The 24,807-nt window shown below is 71.7% G+C and carries 13 protein-coding genes; 12 read left to right on the top strand and 1 reads right to left on the bottom strand.

The window, feature by feature from the left end; all coding sequences use genetic code 11:
* The first annotated feature begins 18 nt into the window (after positions 1–18).
* The 12 genes from mrdA (at position 19) to ACGFT2_RS19735 (ending at position 21,060) form a co-directional block, all read left to right on the top strand.
* A complete protein-coding gene (gene mrdA, locus ACGFT2_RS19790) occupies positions 19–2,271 on the top strand; it encodes a penicillin-binding protein 2 (RefSeq protein ID WP_393279703.1) in 2,253 nt (750 codons plus the stop codon).
* Entirely contained in the window at positions 2,268–3,464 is a 1,197-nt protein-coding gene (gene rodA, locus ACGFT2_RS19785) for a rod shape-determining protein RodA (protein ID WP_393279700.1), read from the top strand. The genes mrdA and rodA overlap by 4 nt, the downstream gene beginning before the upstream one ends.
* Before the next feature lie 159 nt (positions 3,465–3,623).
* Positions 3,624–5,123, top strand: a complete 1,500-nt coding sequence (locus ACGFT2_RS19780) for a CHAD domain-containing protein (RefSeq protein ID WP_393279698.1) — start codon at positions 3,624–3,626, stop codon at positions 5,121–5,123.
* Positions 5,124–5,193: 70 nt separating this feature from the next.
* Positions 5,194–7,155: a TIGR03960 family B12-binding radical SAM protein gene (locus tag ACGFT2_RS19775; protein WP_393279695.1), complete on the top strand. Its 1,962-nt coding sequence runs from the start codon at positions 5,194–5,196 to the stop codon at positions 7,153–7,155.
* Between the two features lie 360 nt (positions 7,156–7,515).
* Entirely contained in the window at positions 7,516–10,068 is a 2,553-nt protein-coding gene (locus tag ACGFT2_RS19770) for an amino acid permease (RefSeq protein WP_393279693.1), read from the top strand.
* Between the two features lie 202 nt (positions 10,069–10,270).
* A complete protein-coding gene (locus ACGFT2_RS19765) occupies positions 10,271–11,413 on the top strand; it encodes a hypothetical protein (RefSeq protein WP_393279690.1) in 1,143 nt (380 codons plus the stop codon).
* A 46-nt stretch (positions 11,414–11,459) separates the two neighbouring features.
* Complete coding sequence (locus ACGFT2_RS19760; protein WP_393279688.1) at positions 11,460–12,236, top strand: TIGR03936 family radical SAM-associated protein; 777 nt, start codon at positions 11,460–11,462, stop codon at positions 12,234–12,236.
* Between the two features lie 262 nt (positions 12,237–12,498).
* Positions 12,499–17,202 carry an Rne/Rng family ribonuclease gene (locus ACGFT2_RS19755; protein ID WP_393279685.1) on the top strand — a complete coding sequence of 1,568 codons (4,704 nt, stop codon included), beginning with the start codon at positions 12,499–12,501 and terminating at the stop codon, positions 17,200–17,202.
* 341 nt (positions 17,203–17,543) lie between these two features.
* The gene (rplU, locus tag ACGFT2_RS19750) at positions 17,544–17,864 is read left to right on the top strand and encodes a 50S ribosomal protein L21 (RefSeq protein WP_353600036.1); all 321 of its coding nucleotides are present in this window, start codon (positions 17,544–17,546) and stop codon (positions 17,862–17,864) included.
* 14 nt (positions 17,865–17,878) lie between these two features.
* The gene (rpmA, locus tag ACGFT2_RS19745; protein WP_061922958.1) at positions 17,879–18,133 is read left to right on the top strand and encodes a 50S ribosomal protein L27; all 255 of its coding nucleotides are present in this window, start codon (positions 17,879–17,881) and stop codon (positions 18,131–18,133) included.
* Positions 18,134–18,271: 138 nt separating this feature from the next.
* Positions 18,272–19,717, top strand: a complete 1,446-nt coding sequence (gene obgE / locus ACGFT2_RS19740) for a GTPase ObgE (RefSeq protein WP_393279681.1) — start codon at positions 18,272–18,274, stop codon at positions 19,715–19,717.
* Between the two features lie 233 nt (positions 19,718–19,950).
* On the top strand, positions 19,951–21,060 hold the full coding sequence (locus ACGFT2_RS19735) for a glycosyltransferase family 2 protein (RefSeq protein WP_393279679.1): 1,110 nt from the start codon (positions 19,951–19,953) through the stop codon (positions 21,058–21,060).
* Between the two features lie 155 nt (positions 21,061–21,215).
* Here ACGFT2_RS19735 and ACGFT2_RS19730 read toward each other — a convergent pair whose 3' ends face one another.
* The gene (locus tag ACGFT2_RS19730; protein ID WP_393279676.1) at positions 21,216–24,785 is read right to left on the bottom strand and encodes a CDP-glycerol glycerophosphotransferase family protein; all 3,570 of its coding nucleotides are present in this window, start codon (positions 24,783–24,785) and stop codon (positions 21,216–21,218) included.
* Positions 24,786–24,807 lie beyond the last annotated feature (22 nt).

Here is a 24,807-nt window from a genome sequence, read left to right as displayed (position 1 = left end):
GAGGGGGAGACAGCCGCAGTGACCAACATCCCCGAGACCGGTCGGACCCCACGGGTCCAGATCCGGCTCGTCGTCATCCAGATCCTCGTCCTCTCCCTCCTCGGCACGCTCGGCGGCCGGTTGTGGTACCTGCAGATCCGCGAGGGCGCCGCCTACCAGAAGGAGGCGTCCGGCAACCACGTCCAGCAGGTCGTGGACCCCGCCGTGCGCGGCGACATCCTGGACGCCCGAGGCGTCCCGCTCGCGGACAACGAGACCCGCCTGGTCGTCTCCGCCTCCCGCACCGACCTGCTCAAGCAGCCGGACGACGGCAAGGCCGTCCTCGCCAAGCTGGCCGGTGTCCTGCGCCTGAAGCCCGAGGACGTCGAGCAGCGGGTCCGGCTGTGCGACGCCAAGACCCCTCAGCCCTGCTGGAACGGCTCGCCCTACCAGCCGATCCCGATCACCGACGAGGCGACGGCCAAGCAGGCCCTGCAGATCCGCGAACGCTCCGAGGACTTCCCCGGCATCACCGCCGAGCCCGAGGCGGTGCGCCGCTACCCGGCCCCCGGCAAGTCCAACACCTCGCAGGTGCTCGGCTATCTCTCGCCCGTCACCGACTCGGAGATCCAGCAGGCCAAGGACACCGACTCGCCCTACCTGCGCTCCGACATGGTCGGCCGCTCCGGCATCGAGCGCACGTACGACAAGATGCTGCGCGGCAAGGCCGGTGTGACGCGCTACGAGGTGGACAACCTGGGCCGGGTCATCGGCAAGGCCGAGTCGGACGCCGCCGAGCCCGGTTCCAACCTGGTCACCAGCATCGACTCCCGGGTACAGCGGGTCGCGGAGTACGAACTGGACAAGGCGATGAAGATCGCCCGCCAGCAGTTCGACAAGATCACCGGCGAGAACTACAAGGCCGACTCCGGCGCCGTCGTCGTGATGGAGGCCAAGACCGGCCGCGTGGTCGCCATGGCCTCCGCCCCGACCTACGACCCGAACGTGTGGGTCGGCGGCATCTCCGCGAAGGACTACAAGACCCTCACCGGCAAGAACTCCGACTACCCCCTGCTCAACAGGGCCATACAGGGTCAGGCCGCGCCCGGCTCGACCTTCAAGGTGGTCTCCACGGCCGCCGCGGTCCAGGCCGGCTACCCGTGGGACGGCGGCTACCCGTGCACCAGCTCGTACTCCGTCGGCGGTCAGGTCTTCAAGAACTTCGAGGGAGAGAGCTTCGGCCCGATCTCGCTGGGCCGGGCGCTGGAGGTCTCCTGCGACACCGTCTTCTACGGCCTCGCGGACAGGGAGTGGAAGAAGGACGGCGGCATCAACCCCAAGAAGGGCCGGCCGAAGGACTACTTCTACAAGACCGCCCACCAGTTCGGCCTCGGCAGGGAGACCGGCATCGACCTGCCCAACGAGGTCACCGGCCGCGTCCCCGACCGCCAGTGGAAGCTGGACTACTGGAAGGCCAACAAGGACGCCTGGTGCAAGTCCGGCAAGAAGGACGGCTCCTACGTCGAGAAGATCGCGTACGAGAACTGCCTCGAAGGCAACAAGATGCGTGAGGGCGACTCGATCAACTACTCCATCGGCCAGGGCGACACCCTCGTCACCCCGATCCAGGAGGCCGTGATCTACGGCGCCGTCGCCAACGGCGGCACGATGTACCAGCCGACCATCGGCAAGGCGATCATCAGCGCGGACGGCCGGACCGTCACCCCGATCAAGCCGAAGAAGACCGGGAAGCTGCCGGTCAGCCAGGCCACCCTGAAGGGCATGGACGACGCCTTCGCCGGCGTCATCACCCGCGGTACGGCCGCCTGGAAGTTCGGCGGCTGGCCCCAGGACAAGATCCCGCTGCACGCCAAGACCGGTACGGCCGAGGTCTACGGCAAGCAGACCACCTCCTGGCTGGCCACCTACTCCAAGGACTACACGGTGATCATGACGATCGCCCAGGCCGGTACGGGTTCCGGAGCCTCAGGTGAGGCCGTGCGCAACATCTACAGCGCGCTCTACGGCGTCAAGGGCGACGGCTCCATCGACGGCAAGAAGGCGCTGCTGCCGCAGCCGCAGACGAGCCTGCCGAAGGTCCGCACGGACGGCACCATCGTCGACCCCAAGGTCGCCGGCGACCCGGCCAAGGACGTCGAGGCCGCCCAGAAGGACAACACCACCAACGGCGACGCCCAGCAGCCACCGGCCACCACGGCCCCGCCCGGCACGGGCAACCGTGACACCCGCAGACGTTCCCGCAGGAGGGGAAGCCGGAGGATGCCCTCATGACCGGCGCGAACAGCTTCTCCGTCTCCGGGTACGGCCCCGAGCGGGCCGGCTGGACCAGGATCTTCGCCCGCGACTCGCTGACCCGCCGGCTGGACTGGCCCATCCTGTTCGCGGCCACCGCCCTGTCCCTGCTGGGCTCGCTGCTGGTGTTCTCGGCGACCCGCAACCGCACCGAGCTGAACCAGGGCGACCCGTACTTCTTCCTGGTCCGGCACCTGATGAACCTCGGCATCGGGATCGCCCTGATGATCGGCACGCTCTGGCTCGGCCACCGGGCCCTGCGCAACGTGGTGCCGATCCTCTACGGACTGTCGGTGCTCCTCGCCCTGGTGGTCCTCACCCCGCTCGGCGCGACGATCAACGGCCAGCGCAACTGGCTGGTCATCGGCGGCTTCTCGCTCCAGCCCGCCGAGTTCCTCAAGGTGTCGATCATCCTGGGCATGGCGATGATGCTGGCCGCGCGGGTGGACGCGGGCGACAAGCCGTACCCGGACCACCGGACGGTGTTCCAGTCGCTGTGCCTGGCGTCGGTACCGATCATGATCCTGCTGCTCATGCCCGACCTCGGCTCGGTGCTGGCCATGGTGGCGATCATCCTGGGCGTGCTGCTCGCCTCCGGCGCCTCCAACCGCTGGGTCTTCGGCCTGCTCACCGCGGGCGTGATCGGCTGCATCGCCATCTGGCAGCTGCACATCCTGGACGAGTACCAGATCAACCGCTTCGCGGCCTTCGCCAACCCCGAACTGGACCCGGCGGGCGTCGGCTACAACACCAACCAGGCCCGCATCGCCATCGGCTCCGGCGGGCTGACCGGGTCCGGGCTCTTCCACGGCTCGCAGACCACCGGCCAGTTCGTGCCCGAGCAGCAGACGGACTTCGTCTTCACGGTCGCGGGGGAGGAACTGGGCTTCCTCGGCGCCGGCCTGATCATCTTCCTGCTCGGGGTCGTCCTGTGGCGGGCCTGCCGGATAGCGCGTGACTCGACCGAGCTGTACGGGACGACCGTCGCGGCCGGCATCGTCGCCTGGTTCGCCTTCCAGTCCTTCGAGAACATCGGCATGACGCTCGGCATCATGCCGGTCACCGGCCTCCCGCTGCCTTTCGTGTCGTACGGAGGCTCGTCGATGTTCGCGGTCTGGATGGCGATCGGGCTGTTGCAGTCGATCAAGGTGCAGCGCCCCATGTCGGCGTAGGCCTCCGGCGGTCCGGCCGCCGTCAGGGACGCCTCCGGTGGCCCGCGCCGTCAGGGACGCCTCCGGTGGCCCGCGCCGCCGTCGAGAACGGTCGGCGGACGGGCCGGAAGCGGGGGCGCCCTCTGCCGTGCGGAGCCATGTCCCACTAGATTCGGAGGCATGGCGGATACGAAACGCGAGATCGAGCGCAAGTACGAATCCGACGACAGCGGGCTGCCCGACCTGACCGGCGTCGGCGGGGTGACGGACGTGCTCGACAGGGGCCTGGTCGAACTGGACGCCATCTACTACGACACCGCCGACCAGCGCCTGACCGCCGCGTCCCTCACGCTGCGCCGCCGCACCGGCGGCACCGACGCCGGCTGGCACCTGAAGTTCCCGGTCGCCCCCGGAATCCGCGACGAGATCCGGGCCCCGCTCTCCGACACCGTCCCCACCGAGATCGCCGCACTGGTCCGCTCCCGGGTCCGCGGCGCCGAGCTGGTCCCCATCGTCCGGCTCCGCTCCGCCCGCGACGTACGCCACCTCGTGGACGCCGGCGGAACCCTGCTGGCTGAGGCGAGCGTCGACACCGTGACCGCCGACCGGCTCATCGGCAGGGGTGGCAGCGCCCAGTGGACGGAGATCGAGGTGGAGCTGGCGGACGGTGCCGAACCGGCTCTCCTGGACCGGGTGGACAAGCGGCTGCGCAAGGCGGGCGTACGGCCGTCGAAGTCGCCGTCCAAGCTGGCCCGGGCACTGGAGCAGACCGGTGGCACCCGGCACGGATCCGGCCGCCGGGCCAAGCCGGTGACCGCCGGCGACCACGTTCTCGCCTATGTGCGCGAGCAGCGCGAGAAGATTCTCGAGTACGACCCTGGAGTCCGCCGCGACGTCCCGGACTCCGTCCACCAGATGCGCGTGGCCACCCGCCGCCTGCGCAGCACCCTGCGCACCTTCGGCAAGGTCCTCGATCCCGCCGTCACCGACGCGGTCGCCGTCGAGCTGAAGTGGCTGGCGGGCGAGCTGGGCCTCGACCGCGACCAGGAGGTCCTCGCCGAGCGCCTGACGACCGCCCTCGACGCCCTTCCGCCCGCGCTGGTCCACGGACCCGTACGCAAGCGGTTCACCACCTGGGCGGGCGCCCGGCACGGCAGCGCCCGCGGCCGGCTCCTCGGCATCCTGGACTCCGCCCGCTACCTGGCCCTGCTGGACACCCTGGACGCCCTGCTCGCCGACCCGCCGCTCCGGAAGAACGCCGCCGGAAAGCCCGGGAAGGTCCTCGCCAAGGCCGTACGAAAGGACCTCGCCAAGGTCTCCCGCCTGGTCACCGAGGCCCTGGACCTGCCGCCCGGCGAGGAACGCGACGTCGCCGTCCACGAGGCCCGCAAGAAGGGCAAGCGCACCCGGTACGCGGCCGAGGCGGCCGTCCCCGCCCTCGGCGGCCCCGCCCGCTCCCTGGCCAAGTCCATGAAGGCCCTGACCAAACTGCTCGGTGAACACCAGGACAGCGTCATGGCCCGCCACACCCTGCGCGAGCTGTCCGCGGTGGCGCACGCGGCGGGGGAGAACACCTTCACCTACGGCCTGCTCCACGGCCGGGAAGAGGCGCTGGCGGCGGACGCGGAGGCGGAGCTGCCGGGCCTGTGGAAGGAGATCAGGACCGGGGCGGCCGTCTGAGCGTGCGGGGGAGGCCTCCGGGCGGGTTACGCTTGGTGGTCACCCCTGTCAGCTCACAAAGGTTCCCCCGATGTCTGTCGAGTCGGTGTTCCCGCAGCTCGAAGCCCTGCTCCCGCATGTGCAGAAGCCGATCCAGTACGTGGGCGGTGAGCTGAACTCCACCGTCAAGGAGTGGGACGGCTGCGAGGTCCGCTGGGCGCTCATGTACCCGGACGCGTACGAGGTCGGTCTGCCCAACCAGGGCGTCATGATCCTCTACGAGGTCCTCAACGAACAGGACGGCGTCCTCGCCGAGCGCACCTACAGCGTGTGGCCGGACCTGGAGGCGCTGATGCGTGAGCACGGCGTCCCGCAGTTCACGGTCGACAGCCACCGCCCGGTCAAGGCCTTCGACGTGTTCGGCCTCAGCTTCTCCACGGAGCTGGGCTACACGAACATGCTCACCGCCCTGGACCTGGCCGGCATCCCGCTGGAGTCCAGGGACCGTACCGTCGACGACCCGATCGTCCTGGCGGGCGGCCACGCGGCCTTCAACCCCGAGCCGATCGCGGACTTCATCGACGCGGCGATCATCGGCGACGGCGAGCAGGCCGTGCTGGACATGACGCGGATCATCCGCGAGTGGAAGGCGGAGGGCCGCCCCGGCGGCCGCGAGGAGGTCCTGCTCCGCCTGGCGAAGACGGGCGAGGTGTACATCCCTGCGTTCTACGACGTCGAGTACCTGCCGGACGGCCGTATCGCGCGCGTCGTCCCGAACCGTTCCGGCGTCCCGTGGCGCGTCTCCAAGCACACGGTGATGGACCTGGACGAGTGGCCGTACCCGAAGCAGCCGCTGGTCCCGCTCGCCGAGACCGTGCACGAGCGCATGTCGGTCGAGATCTTCCGCGGCTGCACCCGTGGCTGCCGCTTCTGCCAGGCCGGCATGATCACCCGCCCGGTCCGCGAGCGCTCCATCACCGGCATCGGGGACATGGTCGACAAGGGCCTGAAGGCCACCGGCTTCGAGGAGGTCGGCCTTCTCTCCCTGTCCTCCGCCGACCACTCGGAGATCGGCGACATCGCCAAGGGCCTGGCCGACCGCTACACCGAGGACAAGATCGGCCTCTCGCTGCCCTCCACCCGCGTCGACGCCTTCAACGTCGACCTGGCGAACGAGCTGACCCGCAACGGCCGCCGCTCGGGTCTGACCTTCGCTCCCGAGGGTGGCTCGGAGCGCATGCGCAAGGTCATCAACAAGATGGTCTCCGAAGAGGATCTGATCAGGACCGTCGCCACCGCCTACGGCAACGGCTGGCGCCAGGTGAAGCTGTACTTCATGTGCGGCCTGCCGACCGAGACGGACGACGACGTCCTGCAGATCGCCGACATGGCGACCCACGTCATCCAGAAGGGCCGCGAGGTCTCCGGCTCGGGCGACATCCGCTGCACGGTCTCGATCGGCGGCTTCGTCCCCAAGCCCCACACCCCCTTCCAGTGGGCCCCGCAGCTCTCCGCCGAGGAGACGGACGCGCGCCTGGAGAAGCTCCGCGACAAGATCCGCGGCGACAAGAAGTACGGCCGCTCCATCGGCTTCCGGTACCACGACGGCAAGCCGGGCATCGTGGAAGGCCTCCTCTCGCGGGGCGACCGCCGCATCGGCGCCGTCATCCGCGCGGTCTACGAGGACGGGGGCCGCTTCGACGGCTGGCGCGAGCACTTCTCGTACGACCGCTGGATGGCGTGCGCGGACAAGGCCCTGCCGGCCTTCGGCGTGGACGTCGACTGGTACACCACCCGCGAGCGCACCTACGAGGAGGTCCTCCCCTGGGACCACCTCGACTCCGGCCTGGACAAGGACTGGCTCTGGGAGGACTGGCAGGACGCCCTCGACGAGACCGAGGTCGACGACTGCCGCTGGACCCCGTGCTTCGACTGCGGCGTCTGCCCCCAGATGGACACGTCCATCCAGATCGGCCCGACGGGCAAGAAGCTGCTGCCCCTCACGGTCAAGAACGCCGGTCCAACGCCGGCTTCGAGCGGCCACACGCACTGAGGCGAGCGGGGCACGCTGCGCGGAGGCGGCGGCAAGAGGTCCAGCCCCCGTGGACGAGGCCGGCCGGCTGATCGGTAACGGGGGGCTTGCCGGTGTTCCGGGGGTGTGTGCCGGGCGCGGGGTGCGCCCGGCCTGCGGGCCCCTGTTCCGGTTCGCCCCCGCGGATCTGCGTGCTCGGTGTGCCGTCACCCGGGCAGCCGCCCGCCGCCGAGTGGCCTCCCGCTCGCCCGCGCTGTTGCGGAGGGGAGCGGCCCCGCGTTGCAATCAAGTGTGAGGCACTTTGGCGGCGCCGTTCCCGCCGGCCGCCCCGCTTCGGGGACCGGGTCCCGCCGGAAGGGGCTCAAGAGCGACGCCCTGGGAATGTTCTCCTCGGTCGCCATGAGCCTGGCCTCGACCGGGCCGGCCTTCAGCCTCGCCGCCACCCTGGGCGTCATCGCGGCGGGCGTGGGACTACAGGCCCCCATCGTCATCATGCTGGCCTTCATCCCGATGCTGCTGGTCGCGTACGCCTTCCGGGAACTCAACGCGAGCAACGCCGACTGCGGAACGACGTTCACCTGGGCCACCCGCGCCTTCGGGCCGCGCACCGGCTGGATGGGCGGCTGGAGCCTGATCGTCGCCAACATCATCGTCATGGTGAACCTCGCCGAGATCGCCGGCACCTACGGCTTCCGGCTGGTGGGTCTGGACGCACTGGGCGAGAGCCGGCTGTGGGTCACCGTGGCGGGCATCGTCTGGATCGCCCTGCTGACCGCCGTCTGCTACGTCGGCATCGAGTTCTCGGCGGCCGTTCAGCGCTGGCTGCTGTGCCTGGAAATGCTGATGCTGATCGTGTTCGCCGTCGCCGCCCTGGTCCGCGTCTACTCCGGTGCTTTCCCCCCGACGGCGATCCACGTCTCCGCCTCCTGGTTCAACCCCTTCGAGGTGCCCTCGGCCCAGGCCCTGACCTCGGGGCTCCTCGCGGGGGTCTTCATCTACTGGGGCTGGGACACCGCCTTCTCGGTCAACGAGGAGACGGTCGACAGCGCGCGCGTCCCCGGGCGGGCCGCGGTCCTGTCGACCGTGCTGCTGCTGATCACGTACGGACTGGTGTCCACGTCGGCGCAGTCCTTCGCGGGGGTCGGCACCTCGGGCATCGGGCTCGGCAACCCGGAGAACTCCGACGATGTGTTCTCCGGGCTGGGCGAGGCCGTGTTCGGGAGCCGGGACGCGGGGCTGGTCCTGTCGACCCTGCTGATCCTGATGGTGCTGACCTCGGCGCTCGCCTCCGCCCAGACCACCATCCTGCCCCTGGCCAGGACCGTCTTCTCCATGGCGGTCCACAAGGCCGTACCGGCCCGGTTCGCCCGGGTCCATCGCAGATTCCTCACCCCGACCTGGGGGACCGTCGGCATGGGGGCGGCCTCGATCGCCCTGCTGGTGCTGCTGACCTCGTTCAGCCGGAACGTGCTGGCCGACTCGGTCGACTCCATCGGCCTCGCGATCGCGTTCCACTACGGACTGACCGGCTTCGCCTGCGTCCGGTACCACCGCAAGGTCCTCACCCGCAGCGTCAGGGACCTGGTCTTCAAGGGGGTGCTGCCGGGGCTGGGCGGGCTGATCATGCTCGTGCTCTTCCTCTACGCCACCTTCGTCGTCTACGCGAACCCCGGCTACGGCGCGACCAGCGTCGACCTGCCGCTGATCGGCCCGACGGGCGGCGTCACCGTCGTCGGCGTGGGCGCCCTGCTGCTCGGTGCCGTGCTGATGCCGCTGGTCACCCGGGGCCACACGGTGGCCCTGAGACTCCAGCGGAGTCTGCTTCCGCGCCATCTGCCGGTGCACACCGCCCTCGACTCGGCGAGCCGTTACCTGCCCGCCGACAGCGGCTCGGGGGTGGGCGGCGACTGGTACGACGTCATTCCGCTGTCCGGCACCCGGGTCGGCCTGGTCGTCGGGGACGTGCTCGGTCACGGCCTGCGTGCCGCGGCCACCATGGGCCGACTGCGCACGGGGGTGCGCGTGCTGGCCCGGCTGGACCTGAGCCCGGACGAGCTGCTGTCCCGCCTGGACGACCTGGTCGAGCAGACCGCCTACGAGAGCGGAGCCGGCCACGGCCCGGGCCAGCGCGGACAGCAGGCCGACGAGGCCCTGGGCGTGTCCTGCCTCTACGCGGTGTACGACCCCGCCTCCGGGAGGTGCAGCATGGCGCGGGCCGGGAAGTCGGTGCTGGCGGTCGTCGGACCGCACGCGGGCATCGTCCACCCGCCCGAACTGCCCCCGGGGCCACCGCTCGGCATCGGTGGCCCGCCCTACCGGAGCACGGAGTTCCAGCTCCCCCCGGGCAGTCTCGTCGCCCTCTGCACGGGTGGCCTCCTGCAGGCGGCCGAGGGACGGGACGCCGGGCTCGCAGAGCTGTCCCGGGCCCTCACCGACGACCGGGCGTCGCTGGAGGAGGTGTGCGACCGCGCGGTGAACGGCCTGCTGCCCGGGGCGGTGGACGAGGACGCGACGCTGCTCGTCGCGCGCACCCGGCTGCTCGACCGGAACAGGTTCACCCAGTGGGAACTGCCCCCGGACCCCGCGGAGGTGGCCACCGTCCGCAGCGCCCTCGGCAAGCAGCTGCGCGACTGGGGGCTGGACGACCTGGCGTTCACCACCGAACTCATCGTCAGCGAACTCGTCACCAACGCCATCCGCTACGTCGGCGGCCCCATCCAGGTGCGCCTCATCCGGGACCGGACCCTGATCTGCGAGGTCTCCGACACCGGCCACACCACGCCCAATCTGCGGCACGCGGCCAACGACGACGAGGGAGGCCGTGGCCTCTTCATCATCGCCCAGATGACCCACCAGTGGGGTACGCGCTACACCTCCACCGGCAAGACGATCTGGACCGAGCAGGACCTGCCGGCCGCGGAGGACGTCGGGTAGCGGACGCACAGCCGTACAGATCAGCGGCCGTACAGGTCGGCAGCCGTACGAATCAGCAGCCGTACAGGTCAGCGGCCGTACAGGTCAGCGGCCGTACAGGTCAGCGGCCGTACAGATCAGCTGTGTTGCAGCCGGGCGAGACGTGATGGCATCGCAACCCGGAGGCGGCATCCGCACCGGCGGGCACGGCGTCCGAGCAGATATGGAAGCGCTGAACCCGCCGCCCCGACGGCCGCCCGACGGGTGCCTCGCCGTCGCGATCCGCATCCCGGTGCGGATCGTCGTCCTCGTCCTCGTCGTACCGGTGCGCATGGCGTGGGACGCGCTCGTCGTCATCGGCCGCCTCACCCGGGACACCGTCCTCCGGCCGCTAGGCCGGGCACTGCTGTGGATCGGCAGAGCCCTGTTCGTGTGGCCGCTGGTGGGCCTGTGGCGTTACCTCCTGGTGCCCGTCGGCAAGGCGCTGGCCTGGCTCGCGACCGTCCTGCTGGTCGTGCCGGCGGTGTGGCTCCACCGGCATGTGCTGACCCCCGTCGGGCAGGCCCTCGCCCGGCTGGCCCGTGGGGTGGGCGCCGGGCTCGTTCGGGTGACCCGTGGGGTGGGCGCCGGGCTCGCCTGGGTGCACGCACGTGTGCTGCGCCCCGTCGGCCACGCGCTCACCCGGCTGCTGAGGGGGATCGGCGCCGCGCTCGCCGCCCTCGGCACGGGGGTGTACACCGCCCTCGCCTGGCTGGGGCGGTACCTGATCGCCGTACCCGCCCGTTGGCTGTACACCTGGGTCCTCACCCCGGTGGGGCACGTCGTGGCCGGATGCGCGCGGGGGCTCGGGTGGCTGCTCGGCCTGCTCGCCGCCGGCATCGGACTGGTCTTCCACTGGACCGCCCGGATCCTCCTCGTCCTGCCCGCGCTCGCGCTGTGGCGCTGGATCCTCGCGCCCGCCGGCCGGGTGCTCGCCGTCGTGGCGCGGGAGCTGGGGGACGCCCTGGGACACGCCTGGCGGGTCGCCGGGCGGATCTCGCGGGCCGTCGGCCGGGCGCTCGGGACCCTCTTGCGGTGGGTCTTCGTGGAGCCGGTGCGCTGGCTGTACCGGACCGTGCTCACCCCGGCCGGACACGTGGTCCGGGACGTCGTCCTGCGGCCCGCCGCAACGGCCGCGCGAGCGGTGGGCCGGGCCGCCCGCGAGGCGCTGACGTCGGCCCGCGACACCGTACGGCAGGCCCGTGCCGAGTTCCGCCGGTTGCTCCTCGGGGAACCCGCCCCACCGGCCGCGGTGGACCGGCGGGAACCCGTGGCCCGCGACACACGTACTCTTGGTAGGAGTAAGACCGCTCTCACGAAGGACTAGGACACTGGGGAAGCGACAGCCCGAAGGCCCGCCGCCCGCACCCGCGGTGCAGCGCATCCGACTGCGCTACACCAAGCGCGGCCGCCTGAGGTTCACCAGCCACCGAGACTTCCAGCGCGCCTTCGAGCGTGCGCTGCGCCGCGCCGAGGTGCCCATGGCGTATTCGGCGGGGTTCACGCCACATCCGAAGGTGTCGTACGCCAATGCCGCACCCACCGGCACGGGCAGTGAGGCGGAGTACCTGGAGATCGCGTTGACCGCGCCGCGCGATCCGGAGATCCTGCGCGCCCTCCTCGACGAGTCGATGCCCACCGGCCTCGACGTCATCGAGGCGGTCGAGGCACGGACCTCCGGCCTCGCCGACCGGCTGACGGCCTCCGTCTGGGAGCTGCGGCTGGACGGTGTCGATCCGGTCGACGCCGAGCGCGCGGTCGAGGCCTTCACCGGGGCCGACGCCGTCGAGGTGCAGCGGACGACCAAGAACGGCGTCCGCACCTTCGACGCCCGCCCGGCCGTGGTGAGCCTGGAAACGCACGGTTCGCCGGCTGATAGGCCGAGCGACCGGCCCTGTGCGATACTGCGGCTGGTTGTTCGGCACGTGACGCCTGCCGTACGACCCGACGACGTCCTGTCCGGTCTCCGCGCCGTGGCCGACCTGGCGCCGCCGGTCCCCGCAGCGGTGACCAGGCTGGCGCAGGGGCTGCTCGATGAAGAGACCGGCACGGTGACCGACCCGCTCGCGCCCGACCGCGAGGCAGCCGAGGTCCTTATGGCCCAACCGGTTGCCGCCGCGACGGCGCCGACGCCGGAAGGTCCCGCGTAGGGACGGACGTCGTAGCGCAGCCCTCGTACTCGGGAGCCACCTGGGTCGGGCAGCGCACCGACCAGAAGACTTTCGCCAGGCCGTACCGACAAGGCGTACGGAACCGGCGAGACAGGACACAGAGTGCTCCCGTGCGGCGCCCGCGCCCCGGACGGCGGCCATCGCGCATCGCGCAAGCCGCGGACGTCAACGGCGGACGGTCTTTTCGGACCGACGCCGGACCAGGCACGGCGCCCGGGAGCCTGACGGGAGAAACGCCCGCATGCTCGAGCCGACCGAACCCATCGAGGGTTCCGAACCGAACACGCCCAGCGACACCCTGCCCCCGCGCAGGCGTCGCCGTGCCGCCTCTCGCCCCGCGGGTCCGCCCGTCGCGGCAGAGGCGCCCACCGAGGTCACCGTGCCGGCCATACCGGCCGCGGACGCCGACGAGGTCATCGAGGTCCTCGGGGCCGACGATGCCGAAGCGGCCGCACAGGCCGAGGAGCAGGAAGCGGCCGCCGCGCCCGCAGAGACGGCGGGAGCAGCGGAGACCGCGGCGCAGGCCGCCGCCTCCGCACCGGCGTCCGCCGCCGAGGAGACCGCTGCCGCCCGGCCGCGCCGCCGCGCCCGCCGGGCGTCCGCGCCCACGGGTTCGCCCGCCGCCGAGGCCCCCGCGACCGCCGAGACCGTCGTGCCCGCTTCCGCCGTGAGTGAGCCGGAGCAGGCCGCCGCCGTAGCCGAGGGCGGCGCGGTCGTCGTCGGCGAGGAGGCCGCGCCGCGTCGTACCCGGCGCCGCGCCACTCGCAGCGTCACCGCACCGGCCGGCGCCACCGGGACCACGGCCCCCGAGGCGTCGGGTGCCGAACAGGCCGCCACCGCCACCGCCTCCGTCACCGGCGCCGGCAGCGCCCCCGACGCGGGCGCCGAGAGCGCCACGTCCGCCGGCAGCGCCGAGACCGCGCCCGCCGCGCGGCCGCGTCGGCGGGCCACGCGCCGTACGTCGGCTCCCGCCGGGCCCGCCGAGTCGGCCGAGTCGGCCGAGACCGTGGTCCCCGCCGCCGAGAAGGCCGTGACCGAGAAGGCCGTGACCGAGAAGGCCGAGGACGGGACGACCGCCGTCGAGACACCCGCAGCCGCCGAGGAGAGCGCGTCCGCCGCGCGTCCCCGCCGCCGCGCGACCCGCCGTGCCTCCGCGCCCTCCGGCGCGCCGAAGGCCGCCGGGACCGCGCCGGCCGACGAGACGGCGGCCGCCACTCCCGTCGACGGGACGGCGGCCGCCGTGCCGGCCGAGGAGACGACGGCCACCGAGGCCAGTTCCGTCGCGGCAGCCCCTGCTGCGGCGCCCGAAGGCGCCGAGGAGGCCGTTGCGGCCGCCGAGGAGGCCGCTCCGCGCCGTACCCGCCGCCGTGCCACCCGCCGGGTGTCCACGCCCGCCGGCGCCCCCGTACAGGAGGAGGCCGCCGTGACCCGTGCCGACGAGTCCGCCACCGAGCCCGAGGCCGCTGAGGCCGGCCGGACGCGGGGAGGCAAGGCCGCCAAGGCCACAGAGGCCGCCGAGGCCGCCGTCACGCAGGGCGAGGAGGCACGGGCCGGCGAGACCGCCGAGGCGTCCGACCGGTCCGCGCCCGCTGACACGCCGCAGGCCGCCGCCGAGACCGGTGCTCCGCGCCGCACCCGGCGCCGGGCCGTGCGTGCCGCCTCCGGCTTCTCCGAGCAGGCCCAGTCCACCGCGCCGCAGTCCGCCGAGGCCCAGCCCGCCGAGGCCCCCGCGGCCGAGGCCCAGCCTGCCGAGGCCCCCGCGGCCGAGGTCCCGGAAACCAAGGCCACGCGCCGGCCCAGGCGCCCCGCGGTCGCCGTCTTCCAGGCGCCGGTGTTCACCGAGCCCAGGTTCCAGACGCCGGAGCGCGCCGCCGCCGAAGCGGCCGCCGAGGCCGCCGAGGAGCCGGTGGAGAACGTGGAGCCCGTGGAGGCCGAGGAGTTCACGGAGGAGCGCGCCGAGGCCGGCTCGCGCCGCCGCCGTCGCCGCCGGGGTGCGCCCCAGGCCGAGGAGGCGCCGGCCGCCCGGGCCGCCGTCGAGGACAAGAAGCCGGCCGAGGCCGACGAGGCCGAGGACGCCGCCGACGACCTCGCGGACGGTGACGACGCCGACGACGCCGAGGGTGCCGACGGCTTCGAGGAGTCCGGTTCGCGCCGTCGCCGTCGCCGTGGCGGCCGTCGCCGTCGCCGTGGTGAGGCCGCCGACGGCGAGGGCGTGGACGCCGACGAACTGGCCGACGAGCAGGCCGCCCAGGACGCCGAGGACACCGCCGAGCAGGAGGACGAGGACGCCGAGGAGGCCCGTGGCGACGAGTCCGGCGGGTCCAGCTCCAGCAGCCGGCGCCGTCGTCGCAGGCGCCGTCGCGCCGGTGACTCCGGTCCGGACGCCGAGCCGTCCGATGACGACCCGGAGCGCACGGTCGTCAAGGTCCGCGAGCCCCGCAAGCCCGCCGAGCCGTCCGACGAGGTGCAGTCCATCAAGGGCTCGACCCGTCTGGAGGCCAAGAAGCAGCGCCGCAGGGAAGGCCGTGAGCAGGGCCGGCGCCGCGTCCCGATCATCACCGAGGCCGAGTTCCTGGCCCGCCGCGAGGCCGTCGAGCGCGTGATGGTCGTCCGTCAGCACGGCGACCGTACGCAGATCGGCGTCCTGGAGGACGGCGTGCTCGTCGAGCACTACGTCAACAAGGAGCAGTCGACCTCGTACGTCGGCAACGTCTACCTGGGCAAGGTCCAGAACGTGCTGCCGTCGATGGAGGCCGCCTTCATCGACATCGGCAAGGGCCGCAACGCCGTGCTCTACGCCGGTGAGGTCAACTTCGAGGCGCTGGGCATGGCCAACGGCCCGCGCCGCATCGAGTCCGCCCTGAAGTCCGGGCAGTCCGTGCTCGTGCAGGTCACGAAGGACCCGATCGGGCACAAGGGCGCGCGTCTGACCAGCCAGGTCTCCCTGCCGGGCCGCTACCTCGTGTACGTCCCCGAGGGCTCGATGACCGGCATCAGCCGCAAGCTGCCCGACACCGAGCGGGCCCGGCTGAAGACCATCCTCAAGAAGATCGTCCCCGAGGACGCGGGCGTCATCGTGCGCACCGCCGCCGAGGGCGCGAGCGAGGACGAGCTGCGCCGGGACGTCGAGCGGCTGCAGGCGCAGTGGGAGGACATCAAGAAGAAGGCCAAGAGCGGCAACGCCCCGACGCTGCTCTACGGCGAGCCGGACATGACCGTCCGGGTCGTGCGCGACATCTTCAACGAGGACTTCTCCAAGGTCGTCGTCAGCGGTGACGAGGCCTGGTCGACCATCCACGGGTACGTCTCGCACGTCGCCCCGGACCTGGCCGACCGGCTGTCGCGGTGGACCAGCGAGGTCGACGTCTTCGCCACCTACCGGATCGACGAGCAGCTCGCCAAGGCCCTGGACCGCAAGGTCTGGCTGCCCAGCGGCGGTTCGCTGGTGATCGACCGGACCGAGGCGATGGTCGTGGTCGACGTCAACACCGGCAAGTTCACCGGCCAGGGCGGCAACCTGGAGGAGACGGTCACCAGGAACAACCTGGAGGCGGCCGAGGAGATCGTGCGCCAGCTGCGGCTGCGCGACCTCGGCGGCATCATCGTGATCGACTTCATCGACATGGTCCTGGAGTCCAACCGCGACCTGGTGCTGCGCCGTCTGCTGGAGTGCCTGGGCCGCGACCGCACGAAGCACCAGGTGGCCGAGGTGACCTCGCTGGGTCTGGTGCAGATGACCCGCAAGCGGGTCGGCCAGGGCCTGCTGGAGTCCTTCTCCGAGACCTGCGTCCACTGCAACGGCCGTGGCGTCATCGTGCACATGGAGCAGCCCACCTCCGGCGGTGGCGGCGGTGGCGGCAAGCGCAAGAAGCGCGGGCGCGGCGGTGACACGCAGGAGCACGTGCACGAGACGGCCGCGGTGGCCGTCGAGAGCGGCGAGGACGTCGAGCCGGAGGTCGAGACCGCCGTGGAGGTGGCCGCCGAGATCGCCGAGCCGGTGGCCCTGCCCGCGCCCGACTTCTCGCCGGACGAGGAGCTGTTCAGCAGCGTCGCCGAGGCGGAGGCGGCGGCCGGCCGCGGCCGTACACGGCGCCGGGCGAGCCGCCGGGCGTCGGCTCCGGCCGGCGCGCCCAAGGCGGACAGGGCCGAGAAGGCCGCAGAGCGTGCCGAGCGCGCCGAGCAGGCCGAGAAGGCCGACAGGGCGAAGGCGGGGCGGGCCAAGGCCGAGGCTCCGCTGGAGGAGCCGGCGCAGCCCGAGGCCGCTGTGGCCGCCGCGGCGCCGACCGCGCAGGACGTGACGGCCGAAGAGGCCGCCGCGCGTCCGGTGCGGCCGGAGCCGGCCGCCGAGGCGCTGGCCGAGCCCGCGGCCGCCGAGGACCAGGTGGTCCCGGCGCCGCAGGCCGAGGACGCCGAGGAAGCCGCGCCCAAGGGCCGTACGCGCCGTCGGGCGACCCGGAAGGTGTCGGCCCCGGCCGGTTCCCCGGCGGGCGCCGAGACGTCCGTGGTGACGGTGGCGGAGACCGCGTCCGCGGCCGAGGCCCCGGCGGAACGGCCGGAGGAGGCTCCTGCCGCGGCCGAGGAGGCGCCCGCGGAGAGCGCCGCCCCGGCCCGTCCGCGCCGCCGCGCCGTGCGCAGGGCCACCGCGCCGACCGCGTCGGAGGACACGGCCGTCGTGGTCGTCCCGGCGTCCGCGGCGGACGAGGCCCCGGTGGCCGGCGAGCCGGCCGAGGAGCTGGCCGAGGCGGTCGCCGCGGCCAAGAAGACCGTCCGCAAGGCGGCCAAGAAGGCGACGGCCAAGAAGGCCGCCACCAAGAAGACCGCGGCCAAGAAGACGGCCGCCAAGAAGACGACGGCCAAGAAGGCGGCCAAGACCGCCAAGACGGCCGCGGCGAAGTCGACGGCGAAGAAGACCACCTCGGTCTCCACCACCGCCGACGAGAGCTGAGTCTCGTCCCATCCGGTGCGGCCCCGTCCCGAGGACGGGGCCGCACCGCTGTGTCGGCGCCTTGCGCGCAGCCCGTGCGCACAGCCGTGCGAACAGCCGAGCGCATGGCGGTGTGCGGTGCCGTGTGCGGTGCTGTCCGTGGCCCTGAGGGCCGGGCGGGGCCCGGTTTGACCCCTAGGGGCCAGGCCCGTAACCTGGACCGTCGGCGTGTCCACTGAACACGCCACATCCCCGTAAACCTCTTCCTCCCGGACATTCGGTTGGCCGGGAGAGGTTGTCCGTTGTGTTTCGGGCGGCTGGCCTGCGGGGGTGCCGTTTCTTCGAGCGAAAGTGAGACCCGCGTGTACGCCATCGTGCGCAGCGGTGGTCGCCAGCACAAGGTTGCTGTCGGCGACATCGTTGAGGTTGACAAGATTTCCACTGGCAAGGTTGGCGACACGGTCGAGCTCTCGACCCTGCTCGTTGTCGACGGCGACTCCGTGACCAGCGACCCGTGGGTGCTGGCCGGCATCAAGGTCCAGGCCGAGATCGTGGACCACCACAAGGGCCAGAAGATCGACATTCTGCGCTACAAGAACAAGACCGGCTACCGCCGTCGTCAGGGCCACCGCCAGCAGTACACGGCGATCAAGGTCACGTCGATTCCCGCGGCTGCGAAGTAAGGGACTGAGGAGAAATGGCACACAAGAAGGGCGCATCGTCCACCCGGAACGGTCGCGACTCCAATGCCCAGCGGCTCGGCGTGAAGCGCTTCGGCGGTCAGGTCGTCAACGCGGGTGAGATCCTGGTCCGCCAGCGCGGCACCCACTTCCACCCCGGCGCGGGCGTCGGCCGTGGCGGCGACGACACGCTGTTCGCCCTGCAGGCCGGTGCGGTGGAGTTCGGCAGCCACCGTGGCCGCAAGGTCGTGAACATCGTTCCGGTCGCCTGAGTCGCCTGAACCAGGGCTCAGACCGAACGTTTCGTTTCGCGAGGCGGACCTCACTTCCCGGTCGGGAAGGCGGGTCCGCCTTTCGCGTGTTACGCAGTAGACATACCTGTACGTACTGAAGTGCTGGAGGCACCCACCATGACCACCTTCGTGGACCGCGTCGAACTGCATGTCGCCGCGGGTAACGGAGGCCACGGCTGTGCCTCCGTCCACCGTGAGAAGTTCAAACCGCTCGGCGGCCCCGACGGCGGCAACGGCGGCCGGGGCGGCGACGTCATCCTGACCGTCGACCAGTCCGTGACCACGCTTCTCGACTACCACCACTCCCCGCACCGCAAGGCCACCAACGGCAAGCCCGGCGAGGGCGGCAACCGTTCCGGCAAGGACGGCGAGGACCTGGTCCTGCCGGTGCCGGACGGCACGGTCGTCCTGGACAGGGCGGGCAACGTGCTGGCCGACCTGGTCGGGCACGGCACCTCGTACGTCGCCGCACAGGGCGGCCGGGGCGGACTGGGCAACGCGGCACTGGCCAGCGCCCGCCGCAAGGCGCCGGGCTTCGCGCTGCTGGGCGTGCCCGGGGACCTCCAGGAGATCGTGCTGGAGCTGAAGACCGTCGCCGACGTGGCCCTCGTCGGCTACCCGAGCGCGGGCAAGTCCTCGCTGATCTCCGTGCTCAGCGCGGCCAAGCCGAAGATCGCCGACTACCCCTTCACCACGCTGGTGCCGAACCTGGGCGTCGTCACCGCCGGCTCGACGGTCTACACCATCGCCGACGTGCCGGGTCTGATCCCGGGCGCCAGCCAGGGCAAGGGGCTCGGCCTGGAGTTCCTGCGGCACGTGGAGCGGTGCAGCGTGCTGGTGCACGTGCTGGACACCGCCACCCTGGAGTCCGACCGCGACCCGCTCTCCGACCTCGACATCATCGAGGAGGAGCTGCGGCAGTACGGCGGCCTCGACAACCGGCCCCGGATGGTCGTCCTGAACAAGGTCGACGTGCCCGACGGCAAGGACCTCGCCGAGATGGTCCGCCCCGACCTGGAGGCGCGCGGCTACCGCGTCTTCGAGGTGTCGGCGGTGGCCCACATCGGGCTCCGGGAGCTGACCTTCGCACTCGGCGAGCTGGTCGCCCAGGCGCGCGCCGCCAGGCCGAAGGAGGAGGCGACGCGGATCGTCATCCGGCCCAAGGCCGTGGACGACGCGGGCTTCACCGTCACCCGCGAGGACTCCGGCGGCGAGCCGCTGTTCCGGGTGCGCGGCGAGAAGCCCGAACGCTGGATCCGGCAGACCGACTTCAACAACGACGAGGCCGTCGGCTACCTCGCCGACCGGCTCAACCGCCTCGGTGTGGAAGAGAAGCTGATGAAGGCGGGCGCCCGCTCCGGCGACGGCGTCGCCATCGGCCCGGAGGAGAACGCGGTCGTCTTCGACTGGGAGCCGACGGTCATGGCCGGCGCGGAGATGCTCGGCCGCCGGGGTGAGGACCACCGGTTCGAGGCACCTCGGCCCGCGGCCCAGCGCCGCAGGGACCGGCAGGCCGAACGTGACGACTCGGACCGGGAGTTCGACGACTTCGATCCCTTCTAGGCCCCACGGGCGCGGTTCGCCGAGGCGCAACGCTTCGGCTGTTACACCACCTTTACAGCACTTCGTGTCAACCGCCGGGTGAGTTACACCGAGTCGACGGGTGGGCGGCGATAAGGTGACATGACTGATTGCGGTGTGGAGCGTCCCGACCGGCGCTCCTCACCGCGTGCACGTCGTGTTCCATGGGGGAAATACATATGGGCTCCGGGCCCGACAACCGTCCTGCCGTTTCCGTGATCATTCCGGTCTACAACGCGGTCGACCACCTGCCCGAGTGCCTGCACTCGATCGCCGGCCAGTCCATCGGATTCGAGCGGCTCGAGATCGTCGCCGTGGACGACGGCTCCACCGACGGCAGCGGTGAGCTGCTCGACGAATGGGCCGAGCGCCACCCCGGCCGGGTCCGGGTGGTGCACCAGGAGAACTCGGGCGCCCCGGGCGGGCCGCGCAACCGGGCCATCGACATGGCCGAGGGCGAGTTCCTGTTCTTCGCCGACCCCGACGACTATCTGGGCACCGAGGCGCTGGAACGCCTGGTAGCCGCCGCCGAGCGCAACGACTCCGACGTGGTGCTGGGCAAGATCAAGGGCGTGGGACGCAAGGCCCCGGTGACCCCGTTCCGGGCGAACGTGGACGGCGGTGACATCTTCACGTCCAAGGGCGTCTGGTCCCTCACCGCGCACAAGCTGTTCCGCCGGTCGCTGGTCGAGGAGCACGGCCTGCGGTTCGCGGAGGGCCTGCGGCTGGCCGAGGAGCAGGTGTTCGTCGTGCCGGCCTATCTGCTGGCCCGGTCGATCTCCGTCGTGTCCGACTACGACTGCTACTACCTGGTCCGCCGCGACGACTTCCCGCACCTCACCCGCGAGGTCCCGGACCCCGCCCCGTTCTACGCGAACGTGCGCGAGGTGCTGGACATCGTGGTGGCGCACGTCCCGGCCGGCGGCCGGCGAGACAAGCTGCTCCACCGCTGGCTCACCCTGGAGATCCTCGGCCGCTTCGACCGGCGTTTCGCCGATCTGCCCGAGGACACCCGTGCCCTGCACGTGAAGCTGGCCGGCGAGCTGTTGCGCGACTTCATGCCGCAGGCGCTCGTGGCTGCGCTGCCGCCGCTGTCCCGGCTGCGCTGCCTGCTGATCTCCGGGGAACTCGTCGAGGAACTCACCGCACTCACCACGCTGGTCCCGAGGCCCGAGCCGAAGCCCAAGCCGAAGCCCGAGCCGGAGGCGCCGCAGCGGGCCGCCTCCGCCGCCGAGCCGGCGCCCCGGCCACGCGGAGGGCTCGGCCGGTACACCCCCGCCACCGTGCTCAGGGGCGTCAGACGCCGTCTGAAGCGCGGGCGTTGATCGGCCGAAGCGCGTTCTCGGACCGCCTGAAGCGCGAGGCGCGGACCGCCTGAGGCAGTGGCCCCGGCCGCCCGAAGCGCGGGCGCCGGCGGAGCCGGGAAAAGGGGCGGGGCCCGGAGGATCTCCTCCGGGCCCCGCCCCTTTTCCGCGCTCGCTCAGAGCTCCTTGGCCTGCTCCATCATCCGGTCCAGGACCCGCGCCGACGCGTGGCCGTCGTCCAAGTCGCAGAACAGGTGGTGGAAGCGGTCGAAGCGGTCCTGGTACTCGGCGGACACCGTGTCGATGTCCCGGATCGCGTCGACCAGCTCCTTGGAGGTGAAGACCAGCGGACCGGGCGAGTCCTGCTCGAAGTCGAAGTAGAAGCCGCGCAGGGTGTCCCGGTAGTGCTCCAGGTCGTAGGTGAAGAAGAGCATCGGACGCTTCAGGTGGGCGTAGTCGAACATGACCGACGAGTAGTCCGTGATCATGATGTCGGCCGCCAGGTACAGCTCGGCGATGTCCGGGTACTCCGACACGTCCCACACGAAGCCGTTGCCGGCGCCGGGCACCGCGTCCACCACGTTGGAGTGGCGGCGGATGAGCAGGACGTGGTCGTCGCCGAGCCGCCGCCGCGCGTCCTCGATGTCGATCCGCAGGTCGAACAGGTACTGGCCCTGGCTGTGCGCCTGGTCGTCCCGCCAGGTCGGCGCGTAGAGCACGACCTTCTTGCCCGCCGGCAGGCCGAGCTGCTTCTTCACCCGGTCGGCGATGGCGTCCTTGTCCGGCGAGTACAGGTAGTCGTTGCGGGGGTAGCCCGCCTCCAGGATCTCCCCGTCATAGGAGAAGGCGCGCTTCAGGATCGGCGTGCTGAACCGGTTGGAGGAGACCACCATGCTCCACTGCTTCGCCTCCAGCGCCAGCTTCTCCTGGTAGCGGCGGTCGAAGTGCAGGGTGTCGATGTCGTGGCCGATCTTCTTCAGCATCGTGCCGTGCCAGGTCTGGACGATGACCTGGCCGGGGCGCCGCTCGATCCAGTCCGGCAGGTGGCCGTTGGTGACGATGTAGCGGCTGGAGGCCAGGGCCTCGTACCACTCGGTGCCCCACATGCGGACCCGCTCCACGCCCTCGGGCAGCACGACCTGGCCGTCGCGCACGGCCCACAGGTGCTTGAGCTCCGAGCCACGGGCCACCAGCTCCTCGTACATCGCCCGCGGGCTGTCCGAGAACTGCTTGCCGTTGTAGCTGAGGTAGAAGACCTGGTCCTTCAGCGGCTGCTGGCGCAGCGGCGCGTAGACCTCCTCGCGCAGCTGCTTCTGCCGGTACGGGCCGCGCTCGAGGTCGTCGAGTTCGGACCGGCAGTTCAGCTGTGGGAAGTCGGCCCAGCGGTTCTCCAGCCAGTAGCGGCGGCCGCCCAGTTCGGCGCGGAGCGGGAACTGCCCGGACGCGAGCCGGTCGGTGACGAAGGGCACGTCGGGGCTCTCGCCGTCGGCCGGGCGCAGGAAGAGGTTCCAGCGGCCCGCGCGCAGCGGTACGTCGCCGTTGCCGTTGCCGCCGAGGGTGGAGGGGTCGAAGTCCACCTCGAAGCGGCCGTCCTCGAACCAGCGCGGCTCCACGAAGCGCTCCTCGAAGCGGCTGCGGGGCTTGAGCAGCAGACGGGCGCCGGTGAGCCGGGCGTCGGTGCGCCCGGCGATGGTGATCCGGCCGTCCGCCAGGCCGACCCGGTCGATGACGGCACGGCGGGTGCGGCCGGCCAGCTTCAGGTAGCCGTTGTGGCCGCCGATGACGGCCAGTTCGCACAGCTCGGCCTGCTCGCCCAGCGAGGCGGGCAGGTCGAACCGGCCGTCGGCCAGACCCTCCTGCATCACCGTGCTGAACTGGCGCTCGGTGCCCTGCGGGTCCGTGGCGATCAGCGCGGTCGACCAGACACGCTTCTCCGGCTGGGCCAGGGCGTCGACACCCTCGTGGAACACCAGCGCCACGTCGGCCACCGGGACCTCGACGGAGAACCGGCGGGTGCCGTCGGCCTCGGTCACCTCGGCCGGGTACTCGTGGACCTCGGCGCCCTTCTGGTTCTTCAGCCGCAGCGTCACGCGCTCGCCGGCCGCCAGGGGCACCCGGATGTCACCGGTCACCCGCAGCCGGTCACCCTCCAGCGTCCAGCCGGTGACCAGCGCGCGGACCTTCTCGATGCGCAGCTTGAGCGCACCGCGCTCGACCGACGGCAGCATCCGGAAGTCGGAGCTGAGCCAGCGGTACGGCGGGAAGTTGCAGGCGGCACCGCCGCTGGACTGCACGGCGGCACGGCGCACCAGGCCGGAGGCGTACAGGCCGAGGCCCACGTGCCACAGGCCCTCCTGCCACTCACCGCCCTTGCGCAGCTTCGCCGGGTCGAGGGTGACCTCCCAGCCGGCCCAGTCGTAGTTGTACCGGTCCTGGCCGGAGTCGGTGGTGCGCTCGGGGCGCTCCACGTTCCGGGTGGGCAGCACGATGCGGCGGCGGGACTTGTCCTTGCGCAGCTGCAGGACCTTGACGGACGAGCGCTTCGAGGGCAGGTCGATCTTGTCGATCCAGGCGTGCCCGCCCAGCACCAGCTTGCCGTCGGACCAGGCGACGTCCTGCAGCGGGGCCCGCATGCTCAGGTCCTGGTCGATGCGCAGCGCCTTGCGCGGGAAGTCCAGGTCGGCGTCGGCCAGCGCGGGGAAGGAGGCGTACTTGCGGACCAGGCCGCTGACCTCGATGGCCTCCTTGCGGCGCTGCGAGGCCAGCAGGGTGATCAGCTCGTCGAGCTGGTGCTTGCGGACCAGCAGCCACTGCACCCGCAGGTGGGTCGGCAGGGCCATGACGACCTTGGGGTCGATGTGGTCCATGAAGCGGTTGGCCGACCGCAGGAACTCGGCGCGGTACTCCTCGTCGCCGTCGGGCACCACGTTGAGGAACAGCCGCAGGTCGTCCACGAGGACGCGGGTGTCGTACTCCTGCTTGAGGCGGGCGAAGGTGTCGCCGGACTGCTTGCCCAGGAAGTCGCTGATCTCCAGGACGGAGGTGACGCGGTCGCGGACACCGGCCGGGTCGGTACGGCGCTGGGTGATGGAGGGGGCGGACTCGCCCTCGCGCAGCCGCCAGTAGTAGCAGGCCTCGGAGATCACGTCGACGGCGTCGGCGAGGTAGTGCGCCCGCATGGTGACGGGCGTGTCCTCGTACAGGCGGCCCTCGGGGAAGGCGAAGCCGTGCTTCTCCCAGAACGTCCGGCGGAAGACCTTGTTGCAGGCTATTCGGTCGGCGACCAGCTTGGCGTACTCGGCGATGTGGGTGCGCTGGCGGGCCTCGCCCGCGAGCATCCGCATCAGCGGGACCTGCCAGGTCTTCTCGCCCTTGAGGTGGAAGACGTTGCCGGTCGCGAAGTCGGAGCCGGTCTCGTCGAGGCTGCCCACCATCAGCCGGTAGGCGTCCGGCGGGATGAGGTCGTCGCTGTCGACGAAGGTCAGCAACTCCGCCTCGGGCGCCATGTGGGCGATGCCGGTGTTACGGGCGGCCCCCAGGCCTCCGTTCTCCTTGCGGATGAGCCGGAACCGCGGGTCGCGGGCCACGTAGGACTCGGCTATCGCGGCGGAGCCGTCGGGGGAGCCGTCGTCCACCATCAGGACCTCGAAGTCCTGGTACGTCTGCGCCGCCAGCGAGTCCAGACAGGCCGGCAGATAGTGCTCGACGTCGTACATGGGGACGATGACACTGAGCCGAGGGGCCATGCTTGTCGATCTCCTTCTCGAA

It is taken from the genome of Streptomyces sp. NPDC048514 (genome assembly GCF_043199955.1).
In the GTDB taxonomy this organism is placed as follows: Bacteria; Actinomycetota; Actinomycetes; order Streptomycetales; family Streptomycetaceae; genus Streptomyces.
This window is presented reverse-complemented; position numbering and strand designations above follow the sequence as displayed.

Bases quoted from the DNA above. Each gene is read 5' to 3' on its own strand.
- rodA (WP_393279700.1), top strand. From the start codon at position 2,268: ATGACCGGCGCGAACAGCTTCTCCGTCTCCGGGTACGGCCCCGAGCGG.
- ACGFT2_RS19780 (WP_393279698.1), top strand. From the start codon at position 3,624: ATGGCGGATACGAAACGCGAGATCGAGCGCAAGTACGAATCCGACGAC.
- ACGFT2_RS19775 (WP_393279695.1), top strand. From the start codon at position 5,194: ATGTCTGTCGAGTCGGTGTTCCCGCAGCTCGAAGCCCTGCTCCCGCAT.
- ACGFT2_RS19770 (WP_393279693.1), top strand. From the start codon at position 7,516: ATGTTCTCCTCGGTCGCCATGAGCCTGGCCTCGACCGGGCCGGCCTTC.
- ACGFT2_RS19765 (WP_393279690.1), top strand. From the start codon at position 10,271: ATGGAAGCGCTGAACCCGCCGCCCCGACGGCCGCCCGACGGGTGCCTC.
- ACGFT2_RS19755 (WP_393279685.1), top strand. From the start codon at position 12,499: ATGCTCGAGCCGACCGAACCCATCGAGGGTTCCGAACCGAACACGCCC.
- rpmA (WP_061922958.1), top strand. From the start codon at position 17,879: ATGGCACACAAGAAGGGCGCATCGTCCACCCGGAACGGTCGCGACTCC.
- obgE (WP_393279681.1), top strand. From the start codon at position 18,272: ATGACCACCTTCGTGGACCGCGTCGAACTGCATGTCGCCGCGGGTAAC.
- ACGFT2_RS19730 (WP_393279676.1), bottom strand. From the start codon at position 24,785: ATGGCCCCTCGGCTCAGTGTCATCGTCCCCATGTACGACGTCGAGCAC.